The sequence below is a fragment of the Arthrobacter zhaoxinii genome (assembly GCF_025244925.1).
Lineage (GTDB): Bacteria > Actinomycetota > Actinomycetes > Actinomycetales > Micrococcaceae > Arthrobacter_B > Arthrobacter_B zhaoxinii.
The window spans coordinates 1,741,271-1,766,353 of record NZ_CP104275.1 but is presented as its reverse complement, the minus strand read 5'-3'; the positions used below and the strand labels follow the sequence as shown (position 1 = coordinate 1,766,353).

Sequence of the window (25,083 nt, the reverse complement as noted above, 5' to 3'; positions counted from 1 at the left end):
AGCCCATGCAGATCCGTCCCGCACGCCGGGAAGACGTCCCCGTCATCCTTGAGCTGATCCACGACCTGGCCATCTACGAAAAAGAGCCGCACGCGGTGAAAAACACCGTGGAGGCGCTGGAAGCGAACCTCTTCGGGGAGCATCCGGCCATCTTCGCCCATGTGGCGGTGGACGGGGGCACGGTGCAGGGGTTCGCCCTGTGGTTCCTGAACTACTCCACCTGGGAGGGTGTGCACGGCATCTACCTCGAGGATCTGTATGTCCGGCCCGAGGCCCGGGGCAGGGGTATCGGAAAGGCGCTGCTGCGGACGCTGGCGGAAACCGCCGTCGAACGCGGCTACGCCCGGGTGGAGTGGTGCGTGCTGAACTGGAACGAACCCTCCATCGGCTTCTATCGGTCCCTGGGTGCCGCGGCGCAGGACGACTGGACGACCTTCCGGCTCACCGGAGACGCACTCGCCTCCTTCGGGGGTGCCGAGTGAACGAGCACGTCCCCCACACTGCCTCGCGTAGCTACCCGGTGCGCGGAATGAACGTGACGGACCACCGGTTCACGGTGCCGCTGGACCACTCGGATCCCGACGGCGAAAGCATCACGGTCTTCGCCCGCGAATATACCGACGCCGAACTCCCCGCCGCCGAAGTGCAGGACCTGCCGTGGCTGCTCTACCTGCAGGGCGGCCCGGGCGGCAAGGGAAACCGGCTGCTGCAGTTCGGCGGCTGGACGAAAGCCGCGGCCAGGCACTTCCGGATCCTCATGCTGGACCAGCGCGGCACCGGCCTGTCCACTCCGGCCGACGGGCAGACTCTTCCGCTGCGCGGAGACGCTGCCGCGCAGGCCGCGTATCTCGCCCGTTTCCGGGCTGACTCGATTGTGGCCGATGCCGAACTGATCCGGCAGGCCCTCGGCTCCGGACCGTGGAGCACGTACGGGCAGAGCTACGGCGGTTTCTGCACCCTGACCTACCTCTCCTTTGCCCCCGGTGGTTTGAAGGAATGCCTGGTGACCGGAGGCCTGGCCCCGTTGACCGGGCCGGCGGACCGGGTCTACGAAGCGACGTTCCGGCGGGTGGCCGCACGCAACGCGGAGCACTTCGCCCGCTACCCGGAGGACCGGGAGGCCACCACCCGGATTGCCCGGCACCTGGAGTCCGTCCCGGAGTTCCTTCCCACCGGGGAGCGCCTGACCGTGCGGCGGTTCCAGATGGCCGGGTCCTATCTGGGCGGCAACACCCGGGTGGACGGCCTGCATTACCTGCTGCAGGAGGCGTTTGTCCCCACCCCGGACGGGGAACGGCTCTCGGCCACCTTCCTGGAAGCTGTCCACGGGCTGGTCAGCCGCGCGGCGAATCCGCTCTACGCGGTGATGCACGAGTCGATCTACGGCCAGGGCGAAGCCACCAACTGGGCGGCGGAGCGCGTACTGCAGTCCTTCCCTGAGTTTGAACCCACGGCGCCCCAGCCGCTGTACACCGGCGAGATGGTCTACCCCTGGTACTTCGACGAGGACCCGGCACTGATCCCGCTTCGGGACACGGCCGAGCTGCTGGCCCGGAAATCCGACTGGGGTCCCCTCTATGACACCGCGCAACTGGCGCGCAACGCCGTGCCCGTGGCCGCCGCGGTCTACACGGATGACATCTACGTGGACCGGGACCTCTCCCTGGAAACCGCCGCAGCCGTGCAGGGACTGAAGGTCTGGGAAAGCGCCGACTTCCACCATGACGGCATTGCCGACGACGGCGAAGCGATTTTCACCCGGCTGCTGGGCATGGCCCGCGGCGCCGACGCGTAGGCCGGCATAACGAAGCAGGTCCCCGGCGTCTGCCGGGGACCTGCTTCGTTATGCCTGTTGTTGTCCTGGGGTCGCTACAGCGGCCGGTCGGCCAGTTTCCGGACCCAGTCCGGGGTGGGCTTGCCGAGCTTGCGGTCAGTGGTGAGACGGAGCCGTGCGGCTCGGATCTGCACCCGTTCGCGGTCCCGGTCCCGGTCAGCCTGATCGGTGCCCCGCGGGGTCTTACCTCCGTGTGCCAGCGGCAGTGCTGCTGTTGTCATCGTCAGCCTCCTCCGTTCCGGGTCCGCTCGTGATGATTTCATTCTGGCCCATATCGCCGTTCGAGTCCACTAACGCCGTCAGCGGGCGCGCCCAGGCAATGCTGATGATCGCTGCCTCTTCGGCACCGGCCAGGTCGCTCTGGGCCAGCAGATCCAAAACGCCTAGGCCGGTTTCCTGCCGCCGGGGATCCTCCGACAGGGACGCTTCGATGGCCCACTGGGCACGGGTCCACCATTCCGACCGCTGATCCGCTTTCCGGCGCTGCTCCAGGGTTTTCCATCCGATGAAAAAGGTCAGGGCACCCGCAAGCAGGACGGCCAGCGGGCCCAGCGCGGCGACAATTTCCCACCAGGAGGTGGCACTGTCTGCCGGAAGCGCCGGCGGGGACGGCGGGGAGGTGAACTGCATGCTTCCACCGTAGCGCCGGCCGCCGACATTCCCGGCCGACCCGGCCGGCAGCCCCGCCGGTCAGGCCTTAGTGAAATCGATGATTCCGCGGATATTGATGCCCTCACGCATATCGTTGTAGGCCTCGTTGATCTCGTCCAGGGAGTACCGCTTGGTGATCAGCTCGTCCAGCTTCAGCCGGCCGGCCTGGTAGAGGCGCAGCAGCATCGGCATCGCCTCCCGCGGGGACGCCATACCGTAGAGCGCGCCCTGGATGCGCTTCTGGTACATGGCCAGGGTAAAGGCGTTGATCCCCGGGATCTCGTCGTCGGTGTCCTTGCCGATCCCGGTGACCACAACGGTTCCGCCCTTGCGGATGGCACCATATGCCCGGCCGATGTCGGCACCCGTGACGACACCGATGCAGATAATCGCCGAATCCGCGCCCTGGCCGTTGGTGACGGACCGAACGAAGGCATCGGCTTCACCGAAGTCCGCGAAGACCTCAGTGGCGCCGAACTGCGGGGCAAAATCCTTCTTGGCCGGTGCCGGATCGACCACCACCACGTGGGCGGCGCCGGACAGTGCAGCCCCCTGGACCGCATTCATGCCGATGCCGCCGGCGCCGATGACCAGGACAACGTCCCCTCCCCGGACCTGTGCCGCGTTGGTCGCCGAGCCGAACCCGGTGGCGACGCCGCAGGCCACCAGGCAGGCAACCTCCAGCGGTACTTCCGGGTCGATTTTCACGACGGACATCTGATCGTAAACCTGCCACTGCGCGAAGGTGCCCAGGGTGCTGACCGTACCCACGTCCGTTCCGTCGGAGTGCATCCGGAAGCCGCCCGAAGGCTGGTTCCCCTCGAGGATGATTGCTCCGTAGTCACACAGGTTCTGCATTCCCGCGGCACACCAGCGGCACTTCCCGCAACCGGGGATGAAGGCCGTGACAATGTGGTCGCCCTCGGCCAGGTCATGCACCTCGGAGCCCACCTTGCGGACGATGCCGGCGCCTTCATGGCCGCCGACCATCGGCGTCATGCCGGTCTGGATATCCCCGGTGACGAAATGGTCATCGGAATGGCAAAGGCCGGTGGCCACCATCTCCACCAGGACCTCGGTGGGTCCCGGTTCGTCCAGGTCCACCTCCTGAACGGTCCATTTGCCGGGTGCTTCCCACAGAACTGCTGCACGTGTTTTCATCCTGGTCCTCCACATCGTTGTGATTGGAGTGGCAGGCTACAGCAGCCGCACCGCAGTGTTCGCAGGTACTCCTACGGGTCTTCCGTCCCGCGTGGACCGGCGGCCTACGCGTGTCCGGCGGCCTGCATCTGGCGCAGTTCCTTCTTCAGGTCCCCCACCTCGTCGCGGAGCCGTGCCGCGAGCTCGAACTGCAGCTCGGCGGCGGCGGCATGCATCTGCTCGGTCATGGAAGCAATGAGCGTGGTGAGGTCCTCGGCGGGAGCGGCGGCGAGGCCGTCCTTCCGGACCCCCTTGCCCTTGCCCTTCGTCTTCTTCTTCGCGGCCTCTTCCAGGAGCGCCTTGGTGTCGGCGTCCTCGCGGGCCAGCTGGTCCGTGATGTCCGCGATCTTCTTGCGCAGCGGCTGCGGGTCCACGCCGTGCTTCTTGTTGTAGGCGACCTGGATCTCGCGGCGGCGGTTGGTTTCATCGATGGCCTTGGCCATGGAATCGGTGATCCGGTCCGCGTACATGTGGACCTCGCCGGAGACGTTACGTGCGGCACGGCCGATGGTCTGGATCAGTGACGTGGAGGAGCGCAGGAAGCCTTCCTTGTCGGCGTCGAGGATGCTGACCAGGGACACCTCGGGAAGGTCCAGGCCCTCACGCAGCAGGTTAATGCCGACCAGCACGTCGAAGGTGCCCATCCGCAGTTCGCGGAGCAGTTCCACGCGGCGCAGGGTATCGACGTCGGAGTGCAGGTATTCCACCTTGACCCCGTGCTCCAGCAGATAGCCCGTGAGGTCCTCCGCCATCCGCTTGGTGAGCGTGGTGACCAGCACGCGCTCGTCCCGCTCGGTGCGGGTGCGGATTTCGCCGAGCAGGTCATCGATCTGGCCCTTGCTGGGCTTCACCACCACCTGCGGGTCCACCAGGCCGGTGGGCCGGATGATCTGTTCCACGTAGCCGTCCGCCTTGGACAGTTCGTATTTGCCGGGGGTGGCGGACATGTACACGGTCTGGCCGATCCGCTCCAGGAACTCGTCCCACTTGAGCGGACGGTTGTCCATGGCCGAGGGAAGCCGGAAGCCGTGGTCCACCAGGGTGCGCTTGCGGGACATGTCGCCTTCGTACATGGCACCGATCTGCGGAATGGTGACGTGGGATTCGTCCACCACCAGCAGGAAGTCATCCGGGAAGTAATCCAGCAGGCAGTGCGGGGCGGTGCCCGGGCCGCGGCCGTCGATATGCCGCGAGTAGTTCTCGATGCCGTTGCAGAAACCCATCTGCTGCATCATTTCCAGGTCGTAGGTGGTGCGCATCCGCAGCCGCTGGGCTTCCACCAGCTTGTTCTGGGATTCAAGTTCCTTCAGCCGCACCTGCAGCTCGTCCTCGATCTGGCGGATGGCACGGTGCATCCGGTCCTCGCCGGCCACGTAGTGCGACGCCGGGAAGACGTACATTTCGTTCTCTTCATGGATGACGTCGCCGGTCAGCGGATGCAGGGTGTAGATGTTCTCGATCTCGTCGCCGAAGAATTCCACGCGGATCGCGTTTTCCTCGTACATCGGAATGATTTCCACGGTGTCGCCGCGCACCCGGAAGGTGCCGCGGTGGAAGTCCATGTCATTGCGGACGTACTGCATGGCTACGAAGCGGCGCAGCAGGTCATCACGGTTCATCTGCTGGCCCCGGCGCAGCGTCACCATCGCCTCGATGTACTCTTCCGGGGTGCCCAGGCCGTAGATGCAGGACACGGTGGCCACCACGATGACGTCGCGGCGGGTCAGCAGGGCGTTGGTGGCCGAGTGGCGCAGACGTTCGACTTCCTCATTGATGGAGGAGTCCTTCTCGATGAAGGTGTCCGTCTGCGGAACGTACGCTTCAGGCTGGTAGTAGTCGTAATAGGAGACGAAGTACTCCACCGCGTTGTTGGGCAGCAGCTCCCGGAATTCGTTGGCCAGCTGGGCGGCCAGCGTCTTGTTCTGGACCATCACCAGCGTTGGGCGCTGGACCTGCTCCACCAGCCAGGCCGCCGTCGCGCTCTTACCGGTACCGGTGGCGCCCAGGAGGACAACGTCCTTCTCGCCCGCGTTGATCCGCTCGGCGAGTTCCTTGATGGCGGTGGGCTGGTCACCGGCGGGCTTGTAGTCACTGATGACCTCAAACGGTGCCACTACTCTCTTGATGTCCTGCGCAAGACTCATGGGTTTAAAGCTACTCCGCTCTGCGGACAGCCGTGGTCCGCTTTGCTAGCGGCTGAACGGGGAATACCCGCCGGTCCGGGTCCTACCGTGCCGCCCGGGTCCGGGCGGCATTCAGCGGCACCAGCCGGGTTTCCCAGAGGTCCCGTACGGCCGCAGCCAGCTCCTGCTCGGTGCCGGTGTTGTGCAGCACGACGTCGGCGGCTTCGGCCCGCTGCTCCGCGCTGGCCTGCGCGGCAATCCGGGCCCGAGCGGCGTCGGGTTCCATCCCCCGCATCCGGACCATGCGGTCCAGCCGGACATCCTCGGGTGCCTCGACAACCAGGACAAAATCGAAGTTCCCGGCCTGGCCGGTTTCCACCAGGAGCGGGATGTCCTGGACCAGGATCCCGTCCGCGGGCACCTCGGCCGCCAGCTCCGCGGCACGTGCCCGGACCAGCGGGTGGACAATGCCGTTCAGCACCTTCCTGCGCTCCTCGTCACCGAAGACCACGGCGGCCAGCGCCGGACGGTCCAGGGAACCGTCGGCGGCCAGGATGGCGGGGCCAAAAGCCTCGACGACGGCGGCCAGGCCAGGTGTGCCGGGCTCCACCACTTCCCGGGCCAGGGCGTCGGCGTCCACCAGCACCGCGCCGCAGTCCACGAGGGTACGGGCAACCAGGGATTTTCCGGCGGCGATCCCGCCGGTGAGTCCAACCTTGAGCATGCCCCCCACCCTACCGCCGGCACGGGGACCGGCGGCGGCCACTAGACTGGAAAGGTGAGCGATATTGACGCGGCGGCGGGGCGCTACACCACCATCGCCGCAGAGCACCGCTCCGAACTCGAGATAAAACGCTCCCGCTTCATCACCGTGCTGCGGCGCACTGAAACCGAGGAGCAGGCCCGCGCCCTGGTGGCGGACCTGCGCCGGGAATTCCATGACGCCCGGCACCACTGCAGCGCCTTCGTGCTCGGCCCGGCCCGTGAGGTCCAGCGCTCCAGCGACGACGGCGAACCCTCCGGCACCGCCGGCATCCCGATGCTGGAGGCACTGACCAAGCGGGAAACGTTTCGCGGGGCCACCGACCTCAGCGATATCACCGCGGTGACCGTTCGGTACTTCGGCGGCATCCTGCTCGGTGCCGGCGGACTGGTCCGTGCCTATTCCGAGTCCGTCTCCTCCGCCCTCGCCACCGCGCCCCTGCTGCGGCGGCGCCGGATGCAGCTTTACGGTATTCCCGCAGGACACTCAGCGGCCGGACGGCTGGAAAACGACCTCCGGACAGCAGGCGTGAGCGTACTGGGCACCGAGTACTCGGCCGCAGGTGCCTCCATCAACGTCGCACTGCCGGACACCCCGGAAGCCCTAACTGCCTTCCACGCGCGTCTCGCCGCCCTGACCGCCGGAGCCTCCGAGCCGGTCCCCCTAGGAACAGAATGGATTGACCGTGACTGACCCTGTACCGGGCCGGACCGACTTTGACTTTGCCCGGCTGCGCCGCCGGCCGGATGTGGAGGCCCCCAACCTGCAGGCCTGGGACGCCGCGGACCGGCTCCTGCTCGACACGGCTGCCGCCGACCTCGAGGCCGCGGCAGCGGACTCCGGCCGGCCGGGCGGCGTCGTCGTCATCGGCGATGCCTATGGTGCCCTGACCCTTGGAGCGGCGGCCGGTTACGGGCTGCGCAGCCTCCGCGTCCATCAGGATCCGCTGAGCGGTGAACAGGCGCTGGAGGCAAACGCCGCGGACCTGGGGCTGGCGGACGCGTTTACGCACCATGCCCTCACGGCACCGCTCGTGGAGGGTGCCCGTGTGGTCCTGCTGCGGCTGCCGCGCTCCCTGGCAGCCCTGGAAGAGATTGCGGCCCTGGTCGCAGCCTCCGCCGCGCCGGACGTCACGGTATACGCAGGGGGCCGGATCAAGCACATGACTACGGCCATGAACGAGGTCCTGGCGCGCTATTTCGGCTCGGTGACGGCAGGGCTCGGGCGGCAGAAGTCGCGTGTCCTGACTGCAGCCTCTCCCCTGCCGCCGGAGCAGCGTCCGGTGACGCGTTTTCCGGTGTCCGAGCGGCACGACGTCGGGCTGGCGCAGCCGCTGGAACTCTGGGCCTACGGGGCGGCGTTCGGCGGGGCCGCGCTGGACCCGGGCACCCGGTTCCTGCTGCCGCATCTGGCCGGGGCCCGCGCAGCCGAACACGCCGTGGATTTGGGCTGCGGAACGGGAACCATTGCTGCGTACCTGGCGCTGACGCGTCCGGGCCTGCGGGTCCTGGCAACGGATCAGTCCGCCGCGGCCGCCGCGTCCGCCGAGCGGACCCTGGCCGCCAACGGCGTGGCTGACCGCGCCGTCGTTGCCCGTGCCGATGCCCTGGCTCCGCTTCCCGACCAGTCCGAAGACCTGGTGGTGCTGAACCCGCCCTTCCATGTCGGGGCAGCGGTGTATGCCGGCATTGCCCTGAAGCTCTTCGCAGACGCCGGCCGCGTCCTCAAACCGGGCGGGGAGCTGTGGACCGTCTGGAACAGCCACCTGCTGTACAAACCCGCCCTGACGCGGCTCGTGGGGCCCACCCGCGAGGTGGCCCGCAACCCGAAGTTCACAGTTACCGTCAGTACCCGCCGCTAAACGCGGCCAGGACGGCAGGAATCCCTGCCGTCCCCATACGGGGATGGTTCCTTCGCGGCGACACTCCCAACACGCCGAGAGAGCGCTCTCTTGACAGTGATACACATCACTCCTAGGCTGTGGATCAAGTCAAGAGAGCGCTCTCTCGGTACGGAATCTGATCCGGCTGGGCGTCTGGCCCCGTTTCACCACACATCAAAGTCCCGCTTCCGTCGGATCCCGCCCCAGAGCACTATAACGGCACGGTCCACTGCCCGGGATTATTACTTGCTCTACCCACACACAAAGGAGTGACCGTGAAGAATTTCCGACATCCCGCGGCGGCAATTGCAGGTGCCGCCGTAGTGGCGCTGCTGGCCGTAGGCTGCGGCGGCGGCGGCGGCGAGGATGAGGCGGCAAGTGCCGACAATCCCGTTGAACTGACCGTCACCACCTTCGGCACCTTCGGCTATGACGATCTCTACGAAGAGTATGAGAAGGCCAATCCCGGAATCACCATCAAGGCCAGCAACATCGACACCGGCGGCAATGCCCGCACCGATACGTTCACCAAGCTGTCCGCCGGCTCCGGCCTGAGCGACGTTGTAGCCATCGAAGAAGGCTGGCTGGGCGCCGTTATGGAGGTCTCCGATAAGTTCGTTGACCTCAACGAGTACGGCGCTGAAGACATCAAGGACCGCTGGGTGGACTGGAAGTACGAGCAGGGCACCGACAGTGAGGGACGGGTGATCGGTTATGGCACCGACATCGGCCCCGCGGGCATGTGCTACAACGGCAAGCTGTTCGAAGCCGCCGGCATGCCCAGCGACCGCGAGTCCGTTGCAGAGCTCTTCGGCGGCGACGACGCCACCTGGGAAACGTACTTCGATCTCGGCCGCCAGTATCACGAGAAGACCGGAAAGCCCTGGTTCGACCAGAACGGTTTCGTCTGGAACTCCATGGTCAACCAGATGGACGAGGGCTACTACACCGCCGACGGTGAACTGAACATCGAAGGGAACAAGGAGATGGAGGACAAGTTCGCCCAGCTGGCTTCGGCCACGCAGGACGGCCTGTCAGCCAACCAGGAAGAATGGAACTGGGGCAACGGCCAGGGCTTCCTGGACGGTTCCTTCGCCACGTTCGTCTGCCCCGGATGGATGCTCGGCACCATCCAGGGTTCCATTGAATCGGCAGGCGGCGGCACCGACAGCGGCTGGGACTTCGCCGACGTCTTCCCGGGCGGTGCCTCCAACTGGGGCGGCGCCTTCCTGTCCGTTCCGGAAACCTCCGAGCACAAGACCGAAGCTGCAAAGCTTGCAGCGTGGCTGACCCACCCGGACCAGCAGGTCAAGCAGAGTGCTGCAGCGAACAACTTCCCCAGCACCCTTGATGCACAGAAGGAACTTGCTGAGGCGGCTGCTCCGAACGAGTACTTCAACAACGCGCCAACCGGAGCGATTCTGGCCTCCCGTGCAGAAGGCGTCATAGCGCAGTTCAAGGGCCCTGATGACTCCGTCATCCAGGAGAACGTCTTTGGCCCCGCTCTGGATCGCCTCGAAACGGGCGACACCGATACGGAAGGCGCCTGGGCAGAAGCGCTCAAGCTCCTCGACGAGCTGGTTATCAGCAACAACTAGCACCATCGACCGGGGGCCTTCGGCAGGACCGAAGGCCCCCCTTGGAGTTCGAGAGTCCCATGACCACTACACTTAGCCGTCCCGACACGGCCCGGCCGGACCTCCCCCGGCCCACCTTCCGTCAACGTCTGCAGGTCTGGGACGTCAAGGCTTCCCCCTACCTGTACATCTCCCCCTTCTTCATCGTTTTTGCGATTGTGGGCCTGTTCCCGCTCCTGTTCACTTTCTACGTTTCCGTGCACGACTGGCACCTGCTCAAAGGGCAGGGCGAGTTCGTGGGGCTGCAGAATTTCCGGGACGTGCTGGGCGACCGGTTCTTCTGGAACTCGATGGTCAACACCTTCAGCATCTTCCTCCTCTCGGCCATTCCGCAGCTGGCAGTCGCACTGTTCCTGGCGGCAGTGCTGGACCAGCAGCTGCGGGCGCGGACCTTCTGGCGCATGAGCATCCTGCTGCCCTACGTGGTGACTCCGGTGGCGGTCGCCCTGATCTTCACCAACATGTTCGGTGAAGAGTACGGACTGATCAACAACCTGCTGGGCAACCTGGGCATCGACCCCATCCTCTGGAAAACCGAGACGCTGCCCAGCCACTTTGCCATCGCCACGATGGTTAACTGGCGTTGGACCGGGTACAACGCCCTGATCCTCCTCGCCGCAATGCAGTCGGTTCCCCGGGATATCTACGAATCCGCAGCGCTGGACGGCGCCGGTCCCTTCCGGCGGTTCTTCAGCATCACGCTTCCCAGCATCCGCCCCACGATGATCTTCGTGGTGATCACCTCCACCATCGGCGGACTGCAGATCTTCTCCGAACCGCGGCTGTTCGACGCAGTGACGGCCGGCGGAAGCCAGCGCCAGTTCCAGACCACTGTGCTTTACCTCTGGGAGATGGCCTTCCAGCGCCAGAACTTCGGCGAGGCTTCTGCGGTGGCCTGGCTCCTGTTCCTGATCATCGTGCTGGTAGGCCTGGTCAACTTCATGATCTCCAAGAGCATCGCCACGGCGGATACGAAACCCCGCCGGGTTAGGAGCAAGCGATGAGCGTTATGCAAAGAGCCCGTGCCGTACCCGGCACCGGCATCGACTCCGGCTCGGGAAAACCGGTGCGGAAGTCCCGGAAACGGGGTTCACTCGTTGACGGCAGGCGCCCGGGTTTCCTCACCTACGGGATCCTGCTGGCGTTCCTCATCGGGTCCGCGTACCCGCTGTGGTGGTCCGCCGTCATGGGCAGCCGGTCCAACGAAGCACTCGGCCTGGACTGGCCCCCGCTGCTGCCGGGCGGAAATTTCTGGACCAATGCCGCCGAAGTCTTCGACACGGTGCCGTTCTGGAAGGCACTCGGCAACAGCATCCTGATCTCCGGGACGATCACCGTTTCCGTGGTCCTTTTCTCCACCCTGGCAGGCTACGCCTTTGCCAAGCTCAAGTTCCGCGGCAACGGCATACTCATGGTGGCCGTGATCGCCACCATGGCCATCCCGACACAGCTGGGCATCATCCCCTTGTTTATGGTGATGCAGCGGCTGGGCTGGACCGGTGAGGTCGGTGCCGTCATCGTGCCCAGCCTGGTCACCGCGTTCGGGGTCTTCTTTATGCGCCAGTACCTCGTGGACACCATCCCCGACGAGCTGATCGAATCCGCGCGCATGGACGGGGCCAACATGATCAAGACGTTCTGGCATGTTGCCCTGCCCGCCGCGAGGCCTGCCATGGCCATCCTCAGCCTGTTCACGTTCATGATGGCGTGGACTGATTTCATGTGGCCGCTGCTGGTGCTTGGCAGCAGCAACCCGACGCTGCAGACGGCGCTGAGCCAGCTGCAGTCCGCCCGGTACGTGGACTACTCCGTGGTCCTGACCGGTGCCGTCCTGGCCACCATCCCCCTGCTGATTCTCTTTGTCTTGGCAGGAAAACAACTTATATCCGGAATTATGCAGGGAGCAGTGAAGGGTTAATGACGAACAATATGCCACAGCGGAGCAGCTGGCCGGACGGTTTCATCTGGGGATCAGCTACCGCTGCCGCACAGATTGAGGGCGCGGCCTGGGAAGACGGAAAGGAAGATTCCGTCTGGGACGCCTTCTCCCGCATCCCGGGACGCACGCTCAACGGCCACACCCCGGAAACCGCGGTGGACCACTACCACCGGATGCCGGCCGACGTCGCCCTCATGAAGGAACTCGGCCTGGACTCCTACCGGTTCTCCACCAGCTGGGCCCGGGTCCGCCCGGGAGACCGCAGTACCAACGCCAAGGGGCTGGACTTCTACTCCCGGCTGGTGGACGAACTCCTGGAAGCGGGAATCCTGCCCTGGCTGACCCTCTACCACTGGGACCTGCCGCAGGCGCTGGAGGAAAAGGGCGGATGGGCGAACCGCGACACGGCCTACCGCTTTGCCGAGTACGCCAACGATGTCTACACCGCCCTGGGCGACCGGGTGCAGCACTGGACCACGTTCAACGAACCGTTCTGTTCCTCCCTGCTGGGCTACGGCTCCGGCGTCCACGCGCCCGGCCGGCAGGAACCCCGTGCGGCCATCGCTGCCGTGCACCATCAGCACCTGGCACACGGCCTGGCCGTCAACGAACTCCGAAGCCGCGGCGCCCAGCAGCTGGGCATCACGCTCAACCTCAGCAACTCGATCCCCCTCGACGCCGCTGATCCGGTGGATCTGGAAGCGGCCCGGCTCTTTGACTCCCTGCAGAACCGCATCTTCCTCGACCCCATCCTTCGGGGTGCGTACCCGGAAGACACCCTGACGGATCTTGAGCCTTTCGGCCTGCGCGAAGTCATCCTCGACGGGGACCTGGAGATCATCGGGACTCCGATCGATTTCCTGGGCGTGAACCATTACCACGACGACCAGATCAGCGGACACCCGGACACGAGTGGTGCCGACGGCCACTCGGGAGGCTCGGGCCGCCCGGTTGCCTCACCCTGGATCGGTGCCGAACACATCACCTTCCCCACCCGGGGACTGCCCCGGACCGCCATGGGCTGGGAGGTCAACCCCGACGGGCTGCGCAGGCTCCTGGTCCGACTGGGCGAGGAATACCCGACGCTGCCCCCGCTCTACGTCACCGAAAACGGTGCCGCCTACAACGACGCCGTGAGCACGGACGGATCGGTGCATGACCCGGAACGCACCCAGTTCATCCTGGACCACATCGCCGCCGTCGGGCGTGCCGTTGACGCCGGCGCCGATGTGCGCGGGTACTTCGTCTGGTCGCTGCTGGACAACTTCGAGTGGTCCTGGGGCTACAACAAGCGGTTCGGGATTGTGCGCGTCGATTACGACACCATGGCGCGTACGGTCAAGGACAGCGGCCACGCCTACAGCGCCCTGATTGCTGAGCTCCGGGGCACGGGTACGCACGGGCACCAAGCTGCAGAAACCGCACCGGTTGCCTAAGTGACCGTAAACTGGGGGCCGGCCTGCTTTTTCCGCCGCGCGGAACCGAAGTCAGTACAGGGAGATAAGAATGAGTGCTGAACCCGGCAGCAGGCCGGCCCCCACCCTGGAAATGGTGGCCGCGCTGGCCGGCGTTTCCCGCGCCACCGTGTCCCGCGTGGTCAACGGATCGCCGTCCGTCGCTCCGCACCTGGCCGAGTCCGTTGAGGAAGCCGTCCGGACGCTGAACTACGTGCCCAACCGTGCCGCCCGGACCCTGGCCATTCGGCGGACGTATACGGTTACCCTGCTGGTGCCGGAGTCCACCTCCAAGGTGTTCGCCGATCCCTTCTTCGCCACCGTGGTTGAAGGCGTGACCAAGTACCTGAACACCACCGACTACATGCTCAACATCGTCACCTCCTCGGAGGCTGATCCGGAGAAGACGCGCCGGTATTTGATGGGCGGCAACGTGGACGGCGTGCTCGTGGTTTCCCACCACAGCGGGGACCACTCCTGGGCCAGCCTGACGCACTCACTGCCGGTCGTCTTCGCCGGGCGGCCGCTGGTCAACGCCGACGAAAGCTATTTCGTGGAGGTCGACAACGAGGAAGGTGCGGTGGCAGCCACGGCGCGCCTGGTGGAGGGCGGACGCCGTCATATCGCCACAATCGCCGGTCCCCAGGACATGCCGCCGGGCGTGGACCGGCTGGCCGGATGGCGCGCCGCGCTGGCTGCGGGCGGCCTGGACGACGCACTGGTGGAAATCGGGGACTTCACCGTGACGTCCGGGGCGGCAGCCATGCGCCGCCTGCTCGAGAGGGACAAGCCGCTGGACGGCATCTTCGTTGCCAATGACCAGATGGCAGCCGGAGCCTACTCGGTCATCAAGGAGCGGGGCCTGCGCATCCCCGAGGACATCGCCGTCGTTGGCTTTGACGATGACTACTTTGCCACCAGTGTCAGCCCGGCCCTGACCACCATCCACCATCCCATCTCCGCCCTGGGTGAAAAGATGGCGGAGCTTCTGGTGGAACTCATCGAAGGCAGGCCGGCAGCACGCGTCTACCGCCTGCCCACTTCCCTGGTGCCCCGGGATTCTGCCTGAGGTTAGCCCTCGCCGTCGTCCAGCATCTGCGCGAACTCATCAGGAGTGACGATCCTGATGCCCAGCTGCTGAGCCTTGAGGAACTTGCTGCTCCCGGGCTCGGCACACACCAGCAGTGAGGTGGATGAGGATACCGAGCCGGCCGCGCGGCCGCCGTTGGCTTCGATGAGTTCCTGCGCGGCCGCCCGCGTCAGCGAACCCAGTGCGCTGCCTTTCAACGAGCCGGTGATGACTACGTTCATGGCTCCGCCGTCCGGGGTGGTCAGCTTCGGAGCCCCGGCGTCCCGCCCCTCCGGTGCCGGAGCTCCCATGTTTACCCCCGCGGCTGCCAGACGGTCGATCACCGGCCCGTTGGCCTTCAGCCCTGCGTGGATCACCTCGGCCTTTGTCCAGCCGATGCCTTCAACACGTGCCAGCTCCTCGACGGAAGCGGCCCGGAGGTTGTCCATGGTTCCGAAGGATGCGGCCAGGCGGCGGCCGAAGGTGCGTCCCGTGTAGCGCATGGCCAGGGCCGTAATGACCCGGTTCAGCGGCCGCGACTTAGCCTCCTCGATCCGGCCTCTGATCTTGTTCGCGTTCTTTGCCCCGAGAACGCGGTCGGCTCCCGTATCAGTGGTGCCCAGCGGGAGCCCTGCCAGCTGATCTGCGGTGAGGCGGAAGAGGTCTGAGACGTCCTGAACCAGTCCCGCCTCGATAAGGGCATCCCCGACGGCGCCGCCGACGCCGTCAATGTCCAGGCCGGCGTCTGCCGAGACCGCGTAGGAAATGCGCCCGGAAACGGAGCATCCGGGGTTGGGGCAGCGCCACAGCTCGGTGGACTTATCGAACCCGCCGCCGCACCTGGGGCAGGTGGCCGGGGGTTCCCACGGCCGGGAGGACGCGGTCCGCAGATCGGCACGGGGCAGATGGATCTGCGGGATGATGTCGTTGGCCTTGTACGCCATGACGGTGTCGCCGACGCGGATGTCCTTCCTCAGCAGGTCCCGGACGTTGTGCAGCGAGGCATATTCGATGGTGGAGCCGTCCACGTCCACGGGCGCAAACCGGGCACGGAGGGACAACCGTCCGGTCTTGCCGATGTCGAGTTCGATGTCTTCGACGACGGTGGGCGCTTCCACCGGCGGGTACTTGTAGGCCACCGCCCACTTCGGCGCCCGTGCCCCTTCCCCGAGGGCGTGCCGCTCAGCCGCGGCGGGGACTTTCAGGACCGCACCGTCGATGGGGAAGTTCAGCTCGCTGCGCTCGGCGCCCAGGGCAGCGACTGCTGCCATCGGGTCCGGCGCTGCCAGCACGGACGGCGGCAACAGGGAGCGGGCGGTGGTGAAGCCCAGGCCAGCCAGTTCCTCCATTGCCTCAAGATGGTCAGCGTCGCCGCGGATGGTGGTGGAGTAGGCAGCAAAGGAGAACAGGCCGGCATAGACGGATCCGTCTTTGGCCAGCATTCCGGCCACGCCGTTGCGGGCGTTCCTGAACGGGGGCTTGCCTGCTGCGGCGCGGAGGGCGTCCGCGGTACCCTTGTTCGCGTCGTTCAGGTACAGCTCGCCGCGGACCTCGAAGTCTCCCTCTCCGGCGAGCTCAGGCAGGCCGTCGACGCCGCGGACCTTGTCAATGACGCTTTCACCGGTATGGCCGTCTCCGCGCCTCGCCGCTGAAAAGAGACGCCCGTCCTTGTAGCGGAGAATGAGGGCCATTCCGTCGATTTTCGGCTCCACCACGGCATCGGGATGCTGTGCGGCGAACTCGATGACCTTCTCCTCGCCGGGCTTCTCCAAGGAACCGGCCGGGGCTGCGTGTTTCGTATCGCCGCCTTCGGCTCCCCCGTGCCCTACTGCGGTGTGCAGGCCGTGTGATGCGGCAAGGCCGTTGGCTGTTTCGTAGGCAAGAACCGCGGCCCGGAGCCGGTCGAAACGGTCGTCGGACATTTCCTCGACGTCGGTGCGCTCATAGGCCCTGGCCGCGGAAAGGGCCCGGGCCACGGACTGCTCGTAGTTCCCGGCCGTAATCTCCGGGCCGCCAGCGGAAAGGGGCGTAGGCCCCGGACTAGGCTCTGGCTCTGGCTGCGGCATGATGCCCCCTGATCCGTGCGGACGGTTTCCTTCCGCCACCCTACGGCTGAAGGCCCTGGGCAGGGGAAAGACACGCCCGCACGCAAAAGCGGACCCCCACCGAAGTGGAGGTCCGCTGATGTCGGTTACGCGGTCCGGGTTACCGGACTGCGGAACCTGGGGGAATTAGTTTCCCGTGAGCTTCTCGCGCAGTGCAGCCAGGGCTTCGTCGGAAGCCAGCGTGCCGGCACCCGTCTCTGCAACGGCAGGCTCGGAGGAGTAGCTGGTGGTGCCGGAATCGTTGGATTCCGATGCAGCAGCGATGTCCTCGGAGTTGTGCTGGGCGACCTGCTTCTTGTGGGCTTCCCAACGGGCCTGGGCGTCAGCGTACTGCTGCTCCCAAGCGGCGCGCTGGGTCTCGTAGCCTTCGAGCCATTCGTTGGACTCGGGGTCGAAGCCCTCCGGGTACTTGTAGTTGCCGGCTTCGTCGTACTCTGCGGCCATGCCGTACAGAGCCGGATCGAATTCGGTGCCCTCGGGATCGACGCCCTCGTTGGCCTGCTTGAGGGACAGCGAGATGCGGCGACGCTCAAGATCGATGTCGATGACCTTGACGAACAGTTCATCTCCAACGGAGACAACCTGCTCGGCGAGCTCTACGTGGCGGACTGCCAGTTCGGAGATGTGGACCAGGCCTTCGATGCCGTCTTCGACGCGGACGAACGCACCGAACGGAACCAGCTTGGTGACCTTACCCGGAACAACCTGGCCGAGGGCGTGGGTGCGGGCGAAGGTCTGCCACGGATCTTCCTGCGTAGCCTTCAGCGACAGGGAGACACGCTCGCGGTCGAGGTCAACTTCCAGAACCTCAACGGTGACTTCCTGGCCAACTTCGACAACCTCGGAGGGGTGGTCGATGTGCTTCCAGGACAGCTCGGAAACGTGGACGAGACCGTCTACGCCGCCAAGGTCCACGAATGCACCGAAGTTGACGATGGAGGAAACAACGCCCGGACGAACCTGGCCCTTTTCCAGCTTGTTGAGGAACGTGGAACGGACCTCGGACTGGGTCTGCTCGAGCCAGGCACGGCGGGACAGAACAACGTTGTTGCGGTTCTTGTCCAGCTCGATGATCTTGGCTTCGATCTGCTGACCGATGTACGGAGCCAGGTCGCGGACGCGACGCATCTCCACGAGGGATGCAGGCAGGAAGCCGCGCAGCCCGATGTCGAGGATAAGACCACCCTTGACAACCTCGATGACGGTACCGGTAACGACGCCGTCTTCTTCCTTGACCTTCTCGATGTCGCCCCAGGCACGCTCGTACTGAGCACGCTTCTTGGAGAGGATCAGACGGCCTTCTTTGTCTTCCTTGGTGAGCACCAGGGCTTCGACCTGATCGCCGACGGAGACAACGTCTCCGGGATCAACGTCGTGCTTGATGGAAAGCTCGCGGGAAGGAATGACACCCTCGGTCTTGTAACCGATGTCGAGCAGGACCTCGTCGCGGTCAACCTTGACAACGGTACCTTCGACGAGATCGCCGTCGTTGAAGTACTTGATCGTTGCGTCAATCGCGGCGAGGAAGTCCTCGGCAGTACCGATGTCGTTGATGGCGACCTGCGGGGTACCGGACTTCTCGTTGGTGGTGATGGTCATGTAGTTGGGACTCCGATGTGGAAGTTGTTTTGTATTCCGGACTGGTTTCCACTAACCGGCGGGATTAACCGCAGGCAAGATACTTGCCCAAGTGAATGACGAAGGCACGTAGATGCCTGCGACGAACAGCTTGTTTGCCCGGAGATGGACAGGATTGGTAATAACTTGCGCTATTACGCGCCCGATCAGTCTAGCCGGATGCGCCAACGCAGGTCAAAGGGAACCGCTGTGCCGCCGGCACTAAAATACCTGCCTGCCACTCAGGTGGTTAGAAATGCGTGCTGCAGTACGGTGCCGGGCCTGCGGTGAACAATTCGTCCAGGACGGCCAGCGCTTCCTCCCCGGCCCGCACTCCCCCGGCAGCCGCCAGTGTCCGCGCGCTGACGGCCCCCAGGTAAAGGGACCCCAGGGCGGCCGCGCCCAGTTCCACCCGCGGGGTGTCCGTGTGCCCGCCGGGTCCGGCCGCGCGGACGGTCCCGACGCCGCCGCGTACTTCGAGCAGGAAGGTTCCCGCTGCCAGCCCCATCGGATCATCGACGTCGAGCACCACCGTGCCGTCGCCGAAGTAGCCGCGGGCCGCAAGGGCGGCCGCGGGATCCAGGATCCGCAGCCACAGGACGTCCTCGACGTCCTTCACCTTGTAGCGCCGCCGGTCCGCAAGCATCCAGGGCAGCGGATCCTCCACGGGCGCTTCGCTGAAAGTCAGCCGGTCCACCAGGTCAATCGAGCCGAGGTAGCGCCACAGTTCGCGGTACGCCTCGTCGCTGGCCGCCACCAGGTCAGTGATCTTCACTGTGTGCGGGCGGTGCTGCCAGCCCAGGGACTTGTAGGCCGCGTAGCCGTCCGGGACGCCGTCTGCGTTGTACCGGAGAACACCGCGTACAGCCAGGTCCGGGTCCGTGTTTTCCCCGTTCCACTTCCCGGCAGCACGCATGGCGTACGCATGCTGCCGGCCCAGGGCGCCGAAGGTACGTTCCAGGTGGGCCCGGAAGATGTCAGGCACCAGCCCCCGGAGCTTGTCGCCGTCGGCAATCGCGATGCTGCCGCGCGGCGGCGCAGTGAACTCCAGGCCGCCGCGGGTCTCCAGCTCGACGCCGGCGGTGGAGGTAGCGGCGCCGAACCCGAAGCGCCCGTAAATGGTTGCCTCGGACGCGGTGAGAGCCGCCAGCGCCAGACCGGAGTCCTTGGCCCGGGCGAGGTCCGCGGTAATCATCCGCCGCAGGATGCCCCGGCGCCGGTGCGTGGGCCGGACGGTGACCGCCGTGACCAGGTGCGTGGGCAGCAGTGCGCTTCCCCCGGCGTTCAGGTCATTGACCATGGTGGCGTAGGTGGCCACGGGCACTGCCGGGTCCCAGGCGTACTCCGGCAGGCGATCGTCGTACACCGCCGTCAGGACGCGGCCGTCCCGCAGGTAACCGTCCACCTGGGCGGGCAGCCGCTCCTCTTTGGTGCGGTCCTCGTGGAAGCCCAGGTTCACGGCGTCGAACCACCTGGCGGTCCGCTCGTCAGCCTTGGCCGGGTCCGCTGCGTCGTACCCGGCCGGGAAGGACTCAAACCGGAGCCCGTCGGTGCTGCCGTCCGTACTGCGGTCCGTGCCCATGGTTCCCCCTGTGGCTATGCTGCGGGTCCCTCCCGCTTAGTGCCCTGCGCCTTAATGCCCTGCCTCGTGCCAGCTGATGCCCTCGCCGACGGAGACATCCAGCGGAACAGACAGATCCGCCGCGGAGCCCATCTGCGCCCGCACCAGCTTCTCCACCGCGTCCCGCTCTCCGGGGGCGACTTCGAGGACCAGTTCATCATGGACCTGCAGCAGCATCCGGGATTTCAGCCCCTGCGCCTTCAGTTCCCGGTCCACGCCGAGCATGGCCTTCTTAATGATGTCCGCTGCGGATCCCTGGATGGGTGCGTTGAGCGCCGCACGTTCAGCCATTTCGCGCAGCTGCCGGTTGTCGCTGGACAGGTCCGGCAGGTACCGGCGGCGGCCCTCGATGGTCGAGGTGAAACCGTCCTTGCGGGCCTGCTCGACGACGCCGCGCAGGTAGTCGCGCACGGCACCGAACCGCTCGAAGTAGTCGCGGATGAGGGTTCGGGCTTCATCCACCGGGATGGCCAGCTGCTTGGACAGGCCAAACGAACTCAGTCCGTAGACCAGGCCGTAGGACATGGCCTTGACCTTCGAGCGCATGGCACTGGTGACCTCTTCGGGCGCCACGTTGAACACGTGCGAACCGACAAAGCGGTGCAGGTCCTCGCCCGCCTGGAAGGCGGAGATCAGCCCTTCGTCGCCGGACAGGTGCGCCATGATGCGCATTTCGATCTGCGAGTAGTCCGCGGTGAGCAGCGAGTCGTAGCCTTCACCGACCACGAAGACCTCGCGGATGCGGCGGCCCTCTTCGGAACGGATCGGGATGTTCTGCAGGTTCGGGTTGATCGAGGACAGCCGTCCGGTGGCCGCCACCGTCTGCGCGTAGGTGGTGTGGATGCGGCCGTCGTCGGCCACGGACTTCCGCAGCCCCTCCACCGTGGAACGCAGCTTGGACGCGTCACGGAACGCCAGCAGCTGCTCCAGGAACGGGTGTCCGGTCTTCACGATCAGGTCCGTCAGCGCGTCCGCGTCGGTGGAGTACCCGGTCTTGATCTTCTTGGTCTTCGGCAGGCCGAGCTCGTCGAACAGGACCGCCTGCAGCTGCTTCGGGGAGCCGAGGTTGATCTCCTTGCCGATGATCCGGAAGGCTTCCTCGCTCACACGGGTAATGGTGGCGCTGAAATCGTCCAGCAGCCGGTCCAGCTTCTCGGAGGACACGGCAATGCCGGCCAGTTCCATTTCCGCGAGGACCTCGGACAACGGCAGTTCCAGCCCGCCGAGCAGCTGGTAGGCACCGCGCTCCACGAGCTGGCCGGCAAAGTGCTCGCTCAGCCGCAGGGCGGCAAAGGCCTTGGATACGGCGGGCGTGGCTGCGTCCTCATCGCCGAGGGACAGTTCCAGCTGGTTGCTGGCGGCCACGGCCGGCACAATGTTCATCCGCAGGTGGTACTGGGCCAGGTCCGCCAGCTCGTAGCTGCGGCGGTCCGGCTGGATCAGGTAGCCGGAAATGGCGGTGTCGTCGACTTCCCCGGCCAGGTGAAGGCCGCGGGCGGCGAGGGCCTTGTAGGCCTCCTTGAAATCGTGCACCACCTTCGGCGCGTCCCGGTCCGCCAGCCAGGCCGCGAGGACCTGCTCGGCGTCGGCGTCGAGTTCGGTCAGGGGCACGTAGGCGGCGGCTGCATCGGTGACGAGGGCAAGGCCGACGACGTCGCGTGCCCCTGCCGCACCCTCGGTGACCAGCTGCACGGCTGTCCGGGCCTGGTTGGTGGCGCGGATCCAGGTCGCGAGCTCCCCGGCGTCGGTGATGATGCTGTGTGCGGGCGCGGCCACTTCGTTGTGCGCGGCGCTCTCGCCCTCTTCTTCCCCGTAGACGTCGAAGAGCCGCTTGCGCAGTGCGTTGAACTGCAGGGCGTCGAAGAGTTCCTCGATGGCCTCCCGGTCCGGCCGGCGGGCAGCCATGGCCTCAAGCTCCACGGGAAGGTCCAGGTCCCGGAGCAGCCGGTTCAGGCGCCGGTTCCGCTTGACGTCTTCGATGTTCTCGCGCAGGGAATCGCCGACCTTGCCCTTGATGGAGTCCAGGTTCTCGAGAATCCCCTCGAGCCCGCCGTAAAGCTTGATCCACTTCGCAGCGGTCTTGGGTCCGACGCCGGGAACGCCGGGGAGGTTGTCCGCACTCTCACCCACGAGGGCGGCGAGGTCGGAGTACTTGTCCGGGGGAACCAGGTACTTGGCTTCCACGGCTGCCGCGTCCATCCGCGGCAGGTCGGAGACCCCCTTCTTCGGGTAGAACACGGTGACGTGGTCATCCACCAGCTGGAAGGCATCCCGGTCTCCGGAAACGACCATAACGTCCCAGTTGAGGGCGGAGGCCTTTTCCGCCAGGGTTGCCAGGATGTCGTCCGCTTCGTACCCGTCCATCGACAGGGTGGGAATGCGCATGGCTTCCATGACCTTGATAATCAGGTCAATCTGGCCGTGGAACTCCTCGGGGGTCTTGTTCCGCCCGCCCTTGTATTCGGTGTATTCCTCCGACCGGAACGTAGGGGTATCCAGGTCAAAGGCGACGGCCACGTGAGTGGGCTTCTCCTCCTTGATCAGGTTGATCAGCATGGAGGTAAAACCGTAGACGGCGTTGGTGTGCTGGCCGGTGTCGGTGGAGAAGTTCTCGGCGGGGAGCGCGTAGAAGGCCCGGAACGCCATGGAGTGCCCGTCAATCACCAGCAACCGGTTGTGCCCTCCGGCGTTCACGGTTCCCAGGGAAGCGGCGGCTGCACCGGCAGACGGGGTGCTGGAGGTTTCGACGGTGGTAGTGCTGTCTTCCGTGTCGCCGTTCATGTTGCCGTTAAGGGGGGTCGTGGCCAGTTTGGTAGATTCACTCACAAATGCAAGCCTAGTTGCCATGAGCGAGATTTTCACGCCGGGCCCTGCCGGCCGTCAGGCGGACACCAACCCCCACAAGCAGGAACTCATCGACGCCGGTGTGCCGGAGGAGATGCATGACTGGCTGTCCGCGCACGGCGTCGGCCGGCTGGTGGCAAAGATGGGCATCCGCTTCCTCGAAATGACTGCGGACCGGCTGGTGGCGACCATGCCCGTGGAGGGCAACGAACAGGTGGCGGGCATCCTGCACGGCGGCGCGCACCTGGTCCTCGCCGAGACCCTCGGCTCCTTCGGCGCCGGCATCCACGCCGGGCCCGGGCGGCACGCCGTCGGAATAGAAATCAGTGCCACGCACCACCGGTCCGCGTCCTCCGGGCTGGTCACCGGAACGGCCACCGCCGTGCACCTGGGCAACACCCTCACCACGCATGAAGTAGTCATGACCGACGAGGACGGCCGCAGGCTCTCCACGGCCCGCATCACGAACATGATCCGCGAGTCCCGCTAAGCGTCCGGGCGCGCGCCGAATCCATAGCAGAGGCGGATGCTGCCGTCGGCGGACGGGCCGGCGCTGAGCAGCACGGCCGGCCGCGCCGCGGCCGGCAGCAGGGGCAGGGGCAGCAGGGGGCGGCCCTGCCTGAGCAGGACCGGATGCACCACGAGGCGCAGTTCGTCCAGCAGACCGTGATGCAGATACTGGCCGGCCAGGTCGGCGCCGCGCACCCATATCTCTCCCCCGTTGGCCGACTCCGAGATGTCCGCGGCGAATTCCCCCACCGGGCCGCGGACAAACATAATGTCGGCCCCCGGGACGCCGGGAAATTCGTGGTGTGTGTAGACCCACACGGGTTTGGGCGGACAGTCCCACGCAGGGGAACCGCTCTCCCCCGGCTCCTGCAGCCGGGCATAGGTACCCGCACCCATCACGACGGCGCCGGCGTTTGCGGGTGATTCCGCCACCTGGAATCCCCCGTTGCCCCGCCGCTCGGCGTCGTTGTGGGCGTTGAATCCGTCCAGGGACACGGAGGCGTAGTACACGGTGCGCACCATGCCGCCATGTTAGCCATCCGGAGGCCGAACAGATATGGGCTGCGCCACAGAACACACCTCGGGCGGAATAGGTTCAGCGGGGTCCCGGTTGCCGCCTATGGAACGTGACTGCCGTTCCCGGGCCTGCCTCTGCGGGTGCCGGCGGCGGCAACTATAGGAAGAGTTATTTAGTGAACCTGTTTTCCCCGATGACCGCGGGCAGCTTCGAGCTGTCCAACCGCCTCGTGATGGCTCCGCTGACCCGCCAGCGCGCCGGCCGCGAGGGTATCCCCGGCCCGATGATGGTTGAGCACTACAGCCAGCGTGCCTCCCTCGGCCTGATCGTCAGCGAGGGCACCTACCCCAGCCGCGAAGGACAGGGTTTCCCGGGCCAGCCCGGGCTCGTGGATCCGGAGCAGCTGGAGGGCTGGCGGAAGGTCACGGACGCCGTGCATGCAGCCGGCGGCCGCATCGTTGCGCAGGTGATGCACGCAGGCCGCGTGACCCACCCGAACATCAACGGCGGGCTGGATCTGGTGGCTCCGAGCGCCATTGCCGTGGACGGCATGTCCCACACCTACGAGGGCAAGCAGACCTACACGGTGCCGCGCGCGCTGGAGACCGCGGAACTGGCTTCGGTGACCGCTGACTTTGTCCGCGGGTCCCGGGCAGCGGTGGACGCCGGGTTCGACGGCGTGGAACTGCACGGCGCCAACGGCTACCTCCTCCACGAATTCCTGTCCCCGGTGGCGAACCAGCGGACGGACAACTACGGCGGCAGCCCGGAGAACCGTGCCCGGTTCGTCATTGAGACACTTTCCGCAGTGGCGGCCGAAATCGGCGCCGACCGGGTGGGCCTGCGCATCTCACCGGAACACAATGTCCAGGGCTGCCTGGAAATGGACGCCGAGGATGTGCTCGCCACCTACGGCGCCCTGCTGGATGCCGTGGCTCCGCTGGGACTCGCCTACCTGAGCATCCTGCACCGCGACCCCGCCGGCGACCTGGTCCAGGCCCTGCGCACCCGCTTCGGCGGCAAGGTACTGCTCAACACGGGGTTCGGCCCGCTCACCACCCGTGAGGAAGCCCTGGCGATCATGGAAGACGGACTCGGGGACGCCGTCGTCGTTGGCCGGCCGGCCATTGCCAACCCGGACCTCGTGCGCCGCTGGCAGGAAGACCTGCCGCTGAACACGCCGGACGCCGCCACGTTCTACTCGTTCGGCCCCGAGGGCTACACGGACTACCCGTTCTACGCTCCCGAAGCTGCGTCGCAGAACTAAGCTCCGGCAACGTCAAAGGCCCGCAGGATCCGTAGGGATCCTGCGGGCCT

At 66.1% G+C, this 25,083-nt stretch carries 21 protein-coding genes; 11 read left to right on the top strand and 10 right to left on the bottom strand.

Going from position 1 to position 25,083, the window contains the following annotated elements; all coding sequences use genetic code 11:
- Window positions 1–5 precede the first annotated feature (5 nt).
- Together N2K95_RS08245 and N2K95_RS08240 are read left to right on the top strand one after the other, a co-directional pair.
- Window positions 6–482 (top strand): GNAT family N-acetyltransferase, encoded by a 477-nt coding sequence (locus N2K95_RS08245; protein WP_260651181.1) that lies wholly within the window; start codon window positions 6–8, stop codon window positions 480–482.
- A gap of 47 nt (window positions 483–529) precedes the next feature.
- Window positions 530–1,795, top strand: coding sequence for an alpha/beta hydrolase (locus N2K95_RS08240; protein ID WP_260653766.1), 1,266 nt, complete (start codon window positions 530–532; stop codon window positions 1,793–1,795).
- A gap of 74 nt (window positions 1,796–1,869) precedes the next feature.
- On the opposite strand, the gene N2K95_RS08235 is transcribed toward N2K95_RS08240, so the two are convergent.
- From N2K95_RS08235 to coaE, 5 genes are all read right to left on the bottom strand, one after another.
- Window positions 1,870–2,055, bottom strand: coding sequence for a hypothetical protein (locus tag N2K95_RS08235; protein WP_260651180.1), 186 nt, complete (start codon window positions 2,053–2,055; stop codon window positions 1,870–1,872).
- Window positions 2,018–2,464: a hypothetical protein gene (locus N2K95_RS08230; RefSeq protein ID WP_260651179.1), complete on the bottom strand. Its 447-nt coding sequence runs from the start codon at window positions 2,462–2,464 to the stop codon at window positions 2,018–2,020. Before N2K95_RS08230 ends, N2K95_RS08235 begins: the two co-directional genes overlap by 38 nt.
- A gap of 60 nt (window positions 2,465–2,524) precedes the next feature.
- Entirely contained in the window at window positions 2,525–3,646 is a 1,122-nt protein-coding gene (locus tag N2K95_RS08225; protein ID WP_260651178.1) for an NDMA-dependent alcohol dehydrogenase, read from the bottom strand.
- 104 nt (window positions 3,647–3,750) lie between these two features.
- Window positions 3,751–5,829, bottom strand: a complete 2,079-nt coding sequence (gene uvrB / locus N2K95_RS08220; RefSeq protein ID WP_260651177.1) for an excinuclease ABC subunit UvrB — start codon at window positions 5,827–5,829, stop codon at window positions 3,751–3,753.
- 82 nt (window positions 5,830–5,911) lie between these two features.
- Window positions 5,912–6,532, bottom strand: coding sequence for a dephospho-CoA kinase (gene coaE, locus N2K95_RS08215; protein ID WP_313771002.1), 621 nt, complete (start codon window positions 6,530–6,532; stop codon window positions 5,912–5,914).
- A 54-nt stretch (window positions 6,533–6,586) separates the two neighbouring features.
- Here coaE and N2K95_RS08210 point away from each other — a divergent pair, with 54 nt between their 5' ends.
- The 7 genes from N2K95_RS08210 to N2K95_RS08180 all read left to right on the top strand — a co-directional run bounded on the left by N2K95_RS08210 (window position 6,587) and on the right by N2K95_RS08180 (window position 14,552).
- Window positions 6,587–7,264 (top strand): IMPACT family protein, encoded by a 678-nt coding sequence (locus N2K95_RS08210; RefSeq protein WP_260651176.1) that lies wholly within the window; start codon window positions 6,587–6,589, stop codon window positions 7,262–7,264.
- Window positions 7,257–8,432 carry a class I SAM-dependent methyltransferase gene (locus N2K95_RS08205; protein ID WP_260651175.1) on the top strand — a complete coding sequence of 392 codons (1,176 nt, stop codon included), beginning with the start codon at window positions 7,257–7,259 and terminating at the stop codon, window positions 8,430–8,432. Before N2K95_RS08210 ends, N2K95_RS08205 begins: the two co-directional genes overlap by 8 nt.
- Window positions 8,433–8,728: 296 nt before the next feature.
- Window positions 8,729–10,051, top strand: a complete 1,323-nt coding sequence (locus N2K95_RS08200; protein ID WP_260651174.1) for an ABC transporter substrate-binding protein — start codon at window positions 8,729–8,731, stop codon at window positions 10,049–10,051.
- Between the two features lie 59 nt (window positions 10,052–10,110).
- Window positions 10,111–11,094 (top strand): carbohydrate ABC transporter permease, encoded by a 984-nt coding sequence (locus N2K95_RS08195; protein WP_260651173.1) that lies wholly within the window; start codon window positions 10,111–10,113, stop codon window positions 11,092–11,094.
- A 5-nt stretch (window positions 11,095–11,099) separates the two neighbouring features.
- On the top strand, window positions 11,100–12,008 hold the full coding sequence (locus N2K95_RS08190) for a carbohydrate ABC transporter permease (RefSeq protein ID WP_407080145.1): 909 nt from the start codon (window positions 11,100–11,102) through the stop codon (window positions 12,006–12,008).
- Window positions 12,008–13,465, top strand: coding sequence for a GH1 family beta-glucosidase (locus tag N2K95_RS08185; RefSeq protein ID WP_260651171.1), 1,458 nt, complete (start codon window positions 12,008–12,010; stop codon window positions 13,463–13,465). The genes N2K95_RS08190 and N2K95_RS08185 overlap by 1 nt, the downstream gene beginning before the upstream one ends.
- A gap of 70 nt (window positions 13,466–13,535) precedes the next feature.
- The gene (locus N2K95_RS08180; protein WP_260651170.1) at window positions 13,536–14,552 is read left to right on the top strand and encodes a LacI family DNA-binding transcriptional regulator; all 1,017 of its coding nucleotides are present in this window, start codon (window positions 13,536–13,538) and stop codon (window positions 14,550–14,552) included.
- Between the two features lie 2 nt (window positions 14,553–14,554).
- On the opposite strand, the gene ligA is transcribed toward N2K95_RS08180, so the two are convergent.
- The 4 genes from ligA to polA all read right to left on the bottom strand — a co-directional run bounded on the left by ligA (window position 14,555) and on the right by polA (window position 22,676).
- Window positions 14,555–16,528 carry an NAD-dependent DNA ligase LigA gene (gene ligA / locus N2K95_RS08175; protein ID WP_260651169.1) on the bottom strand — a complete coding sequence of 658 codons (1,974 nt, stop codon included), beginning with the start codon at window positions 16,526–16,528 and terminating at the stop codon, window positions 14,555–14,557.
- Window positions 16,529–16,783: 255 nt separating this feature from the next.
- Window positions 16,784–18,256 (bottom strand): 30S ribosomal protein S1, encoded by a 1,473-nt coding sequence (gene rpsA / locus N2K95_RS08170; RefSeq protein ID WP_146362043.1) that lies wholly within the window; start codon window positions 18,254–18,256, stop codon window positions 16,784–16,786.
- A gap of 268 nt (window positions 18,257–18,524) precedes the next feature.
- A complete protein-coding gene (locus N2K95_RS08165; protein ID WP_260651168.1) occupies window positions 18,525–19,856 on the bottom strand; it encodes a GNAT family N-acetyltransferase in 1,332 nt (443 codons plus the stop codon).
- Between the two features lie 51 nt (window positions 19,857–19,907).
- Complete coding sequence (gene polA, locus N2K95_RS08160) at window positions 19,908–22,676, bottom strand: DNA polymerase I (protein ID WP_407080144.1); 2,769 nt, start codon at window positions 22,674–22,676, stop codon at window positions 19,908–19,910.
- Window positions 22,677–22,740: 64 nt separating this feature from the next.
- Here polA and N2K95_RS08155 point away from each other — a divergent pair, with 64 nt between their 5' ends.
- On the top strand, window positions 22,741–23,229 hold the full coding sequence (locus N2K95_RS08155; protein WP_260651167.1) for a PaaI family thioesterase: 489 nt from the start codon (window positions 22,741–22,743) through the stop codon (window positions 23,227–23,229).
- Here the strand turns inward: N2K95_RS08155 and N2K95_RS08150 are convergent.
- Complete coding sequence (locus tag N2K95_RS08150; protein WP_260651166.1) at window positions 23,226–23,771, bottom strand: dihydrofolate reductase family protein; 546 nt, start codon at window positions 23,769–23,771, stop codon at window positions 23,226–23,228. The genes N2K95_RS08155 and N2K95_RS08150 overlap by 4 nt on opposite strands.
- Before the next feature lie 188 nt (window positions 23,772–23,959).
- Here N2K95_RS08150 and N2K95_RS08145 point away from each other — a divergent pair, with 188 nt between their 5' ends.
- Complete coding sequence (locus N2K95_RS08145) at window positions 23,960–25,033, top strand: alkene reductase (protein ID WP_260653764.1); 1,074 nt, start codon at window positions 23,960–23,962, stop codon at window positions 25,031–25,033.
- The last annotated feature ends 50 nt before the right edge of the window (window positions 25,034–25,083 follow it).

Coding starts and splice junctions, on each gene's coding strand:
- N2K95_RS08245 (WP_260651181.1), top strand. CDS start 6: ATGCAGATCCGTCCCGCACGCCGGGAAGACGTCCCCGTCATCCTTGAG.
- N2K95_RS08240 (WP_260653766.1), top strand. CDS start 530: ATGAACGTGACGGACCACCGGTTCACGGTGCCGCTGGACCACTCGGAT.
- N2K95_RS08235 (WP_260651180.1), bottom strand. CDS start 2,055: ATGACAACAGCAGCACTGCCGCTGGCACACGGAGGTAAGACCCCGCGG.
- N2K95_RS08230 (WP_260651179.1), bottom strand. CDS start 2,464: ATGCAGTTCACCTCCCCGCCGTCCCCGCCGGCGCTTCCGGCAGACAGT.
- N2K95_RS08225 (WP_260651178.1), bottom strand. CDS start 3,646: ATGAAAACACGTGCAGCAGTTCTGTGGGAAGCACCCGGCAAATGGACC.
- uvrB (WP_260651177.1), bottom strand. CDS start 5,829: ATGAGTCTTGCGCAGGACATCAAGAGAGTAGTGGCACCGTTTGAGGTC.
- coaE (WP_313771002.1), bottom strand. CDS start 6,532: ATGCTCAAGGTTGGACTCACCGGCGGGATCGCCGCCGGAAAATCCCTG.
- N2K95_RS08195 (WP_260651173.1), top strand. CDS start 10,111: ATGACCACTACACTTAGCCGTCCCGACACGGCCCGGCCGGACCTCCCC.
- N2K95_RS08190 (WP_407080145.1), top strand. CDS start 11,100: ATGCAAAGAGCCCGTGCCGTACCCGGCACCGGCATCGACTCCGGCTCG.
- N2K95_RS08185 (WP_260651171.1), top strand. CDS start 12,008: ATGACGAACAATATGCCACAGCGGAGCAGCTGGCCGGACGGTTTCATC.
- N2K95_RS08180 (WP_260651170.1), top strand. CDS start 13,536: ATGAGTGCTGAACCCGGCAGCAGGCCGGCCCCCACCCTGGAAATGGTG.
- rpsA (WP_146362043.1), bottom strand. CDS start 18,256: ATGACCATCACCACCAACGAGAAGTCCGGTACCCCGCAGGTCGCCATC.
- N2K95_RS08165 (WP_260651168.1), bottom strand. CDS start 19,856: ATGGGCACGGACCGCAGTACGGACGGCAGCACCGACGGGCTCCGGTTT.
- polA (WP_407080144.1), bottom strand. CDS start 22,676: ATGAACGGCGACACGGAAGACAGCACTACCACCGTCGAAACCTCCAGC.
- N2K95_RS08155 (WP_260651167.1), top strand. CDS start 22,741: ATGAGCGAGATTTTCACGCCGGGCCCTGCCGGCCGTCAGGCGGACACC.
- N2K95_RS08150 (WP_260651166.1), bottom strand. CDS start 23,771: ATGGTGCGCACCGTGTACTACGCCTCCGTGTCCCTGGACGGATTCAAC.
- N2K95_RS08145 (WP_260653764.1), top strand. CDS start 23,960: ATGACCGCGGGCAGCTTCGAGCTGTCCAACCGCCTCGTGATGGCTCCG.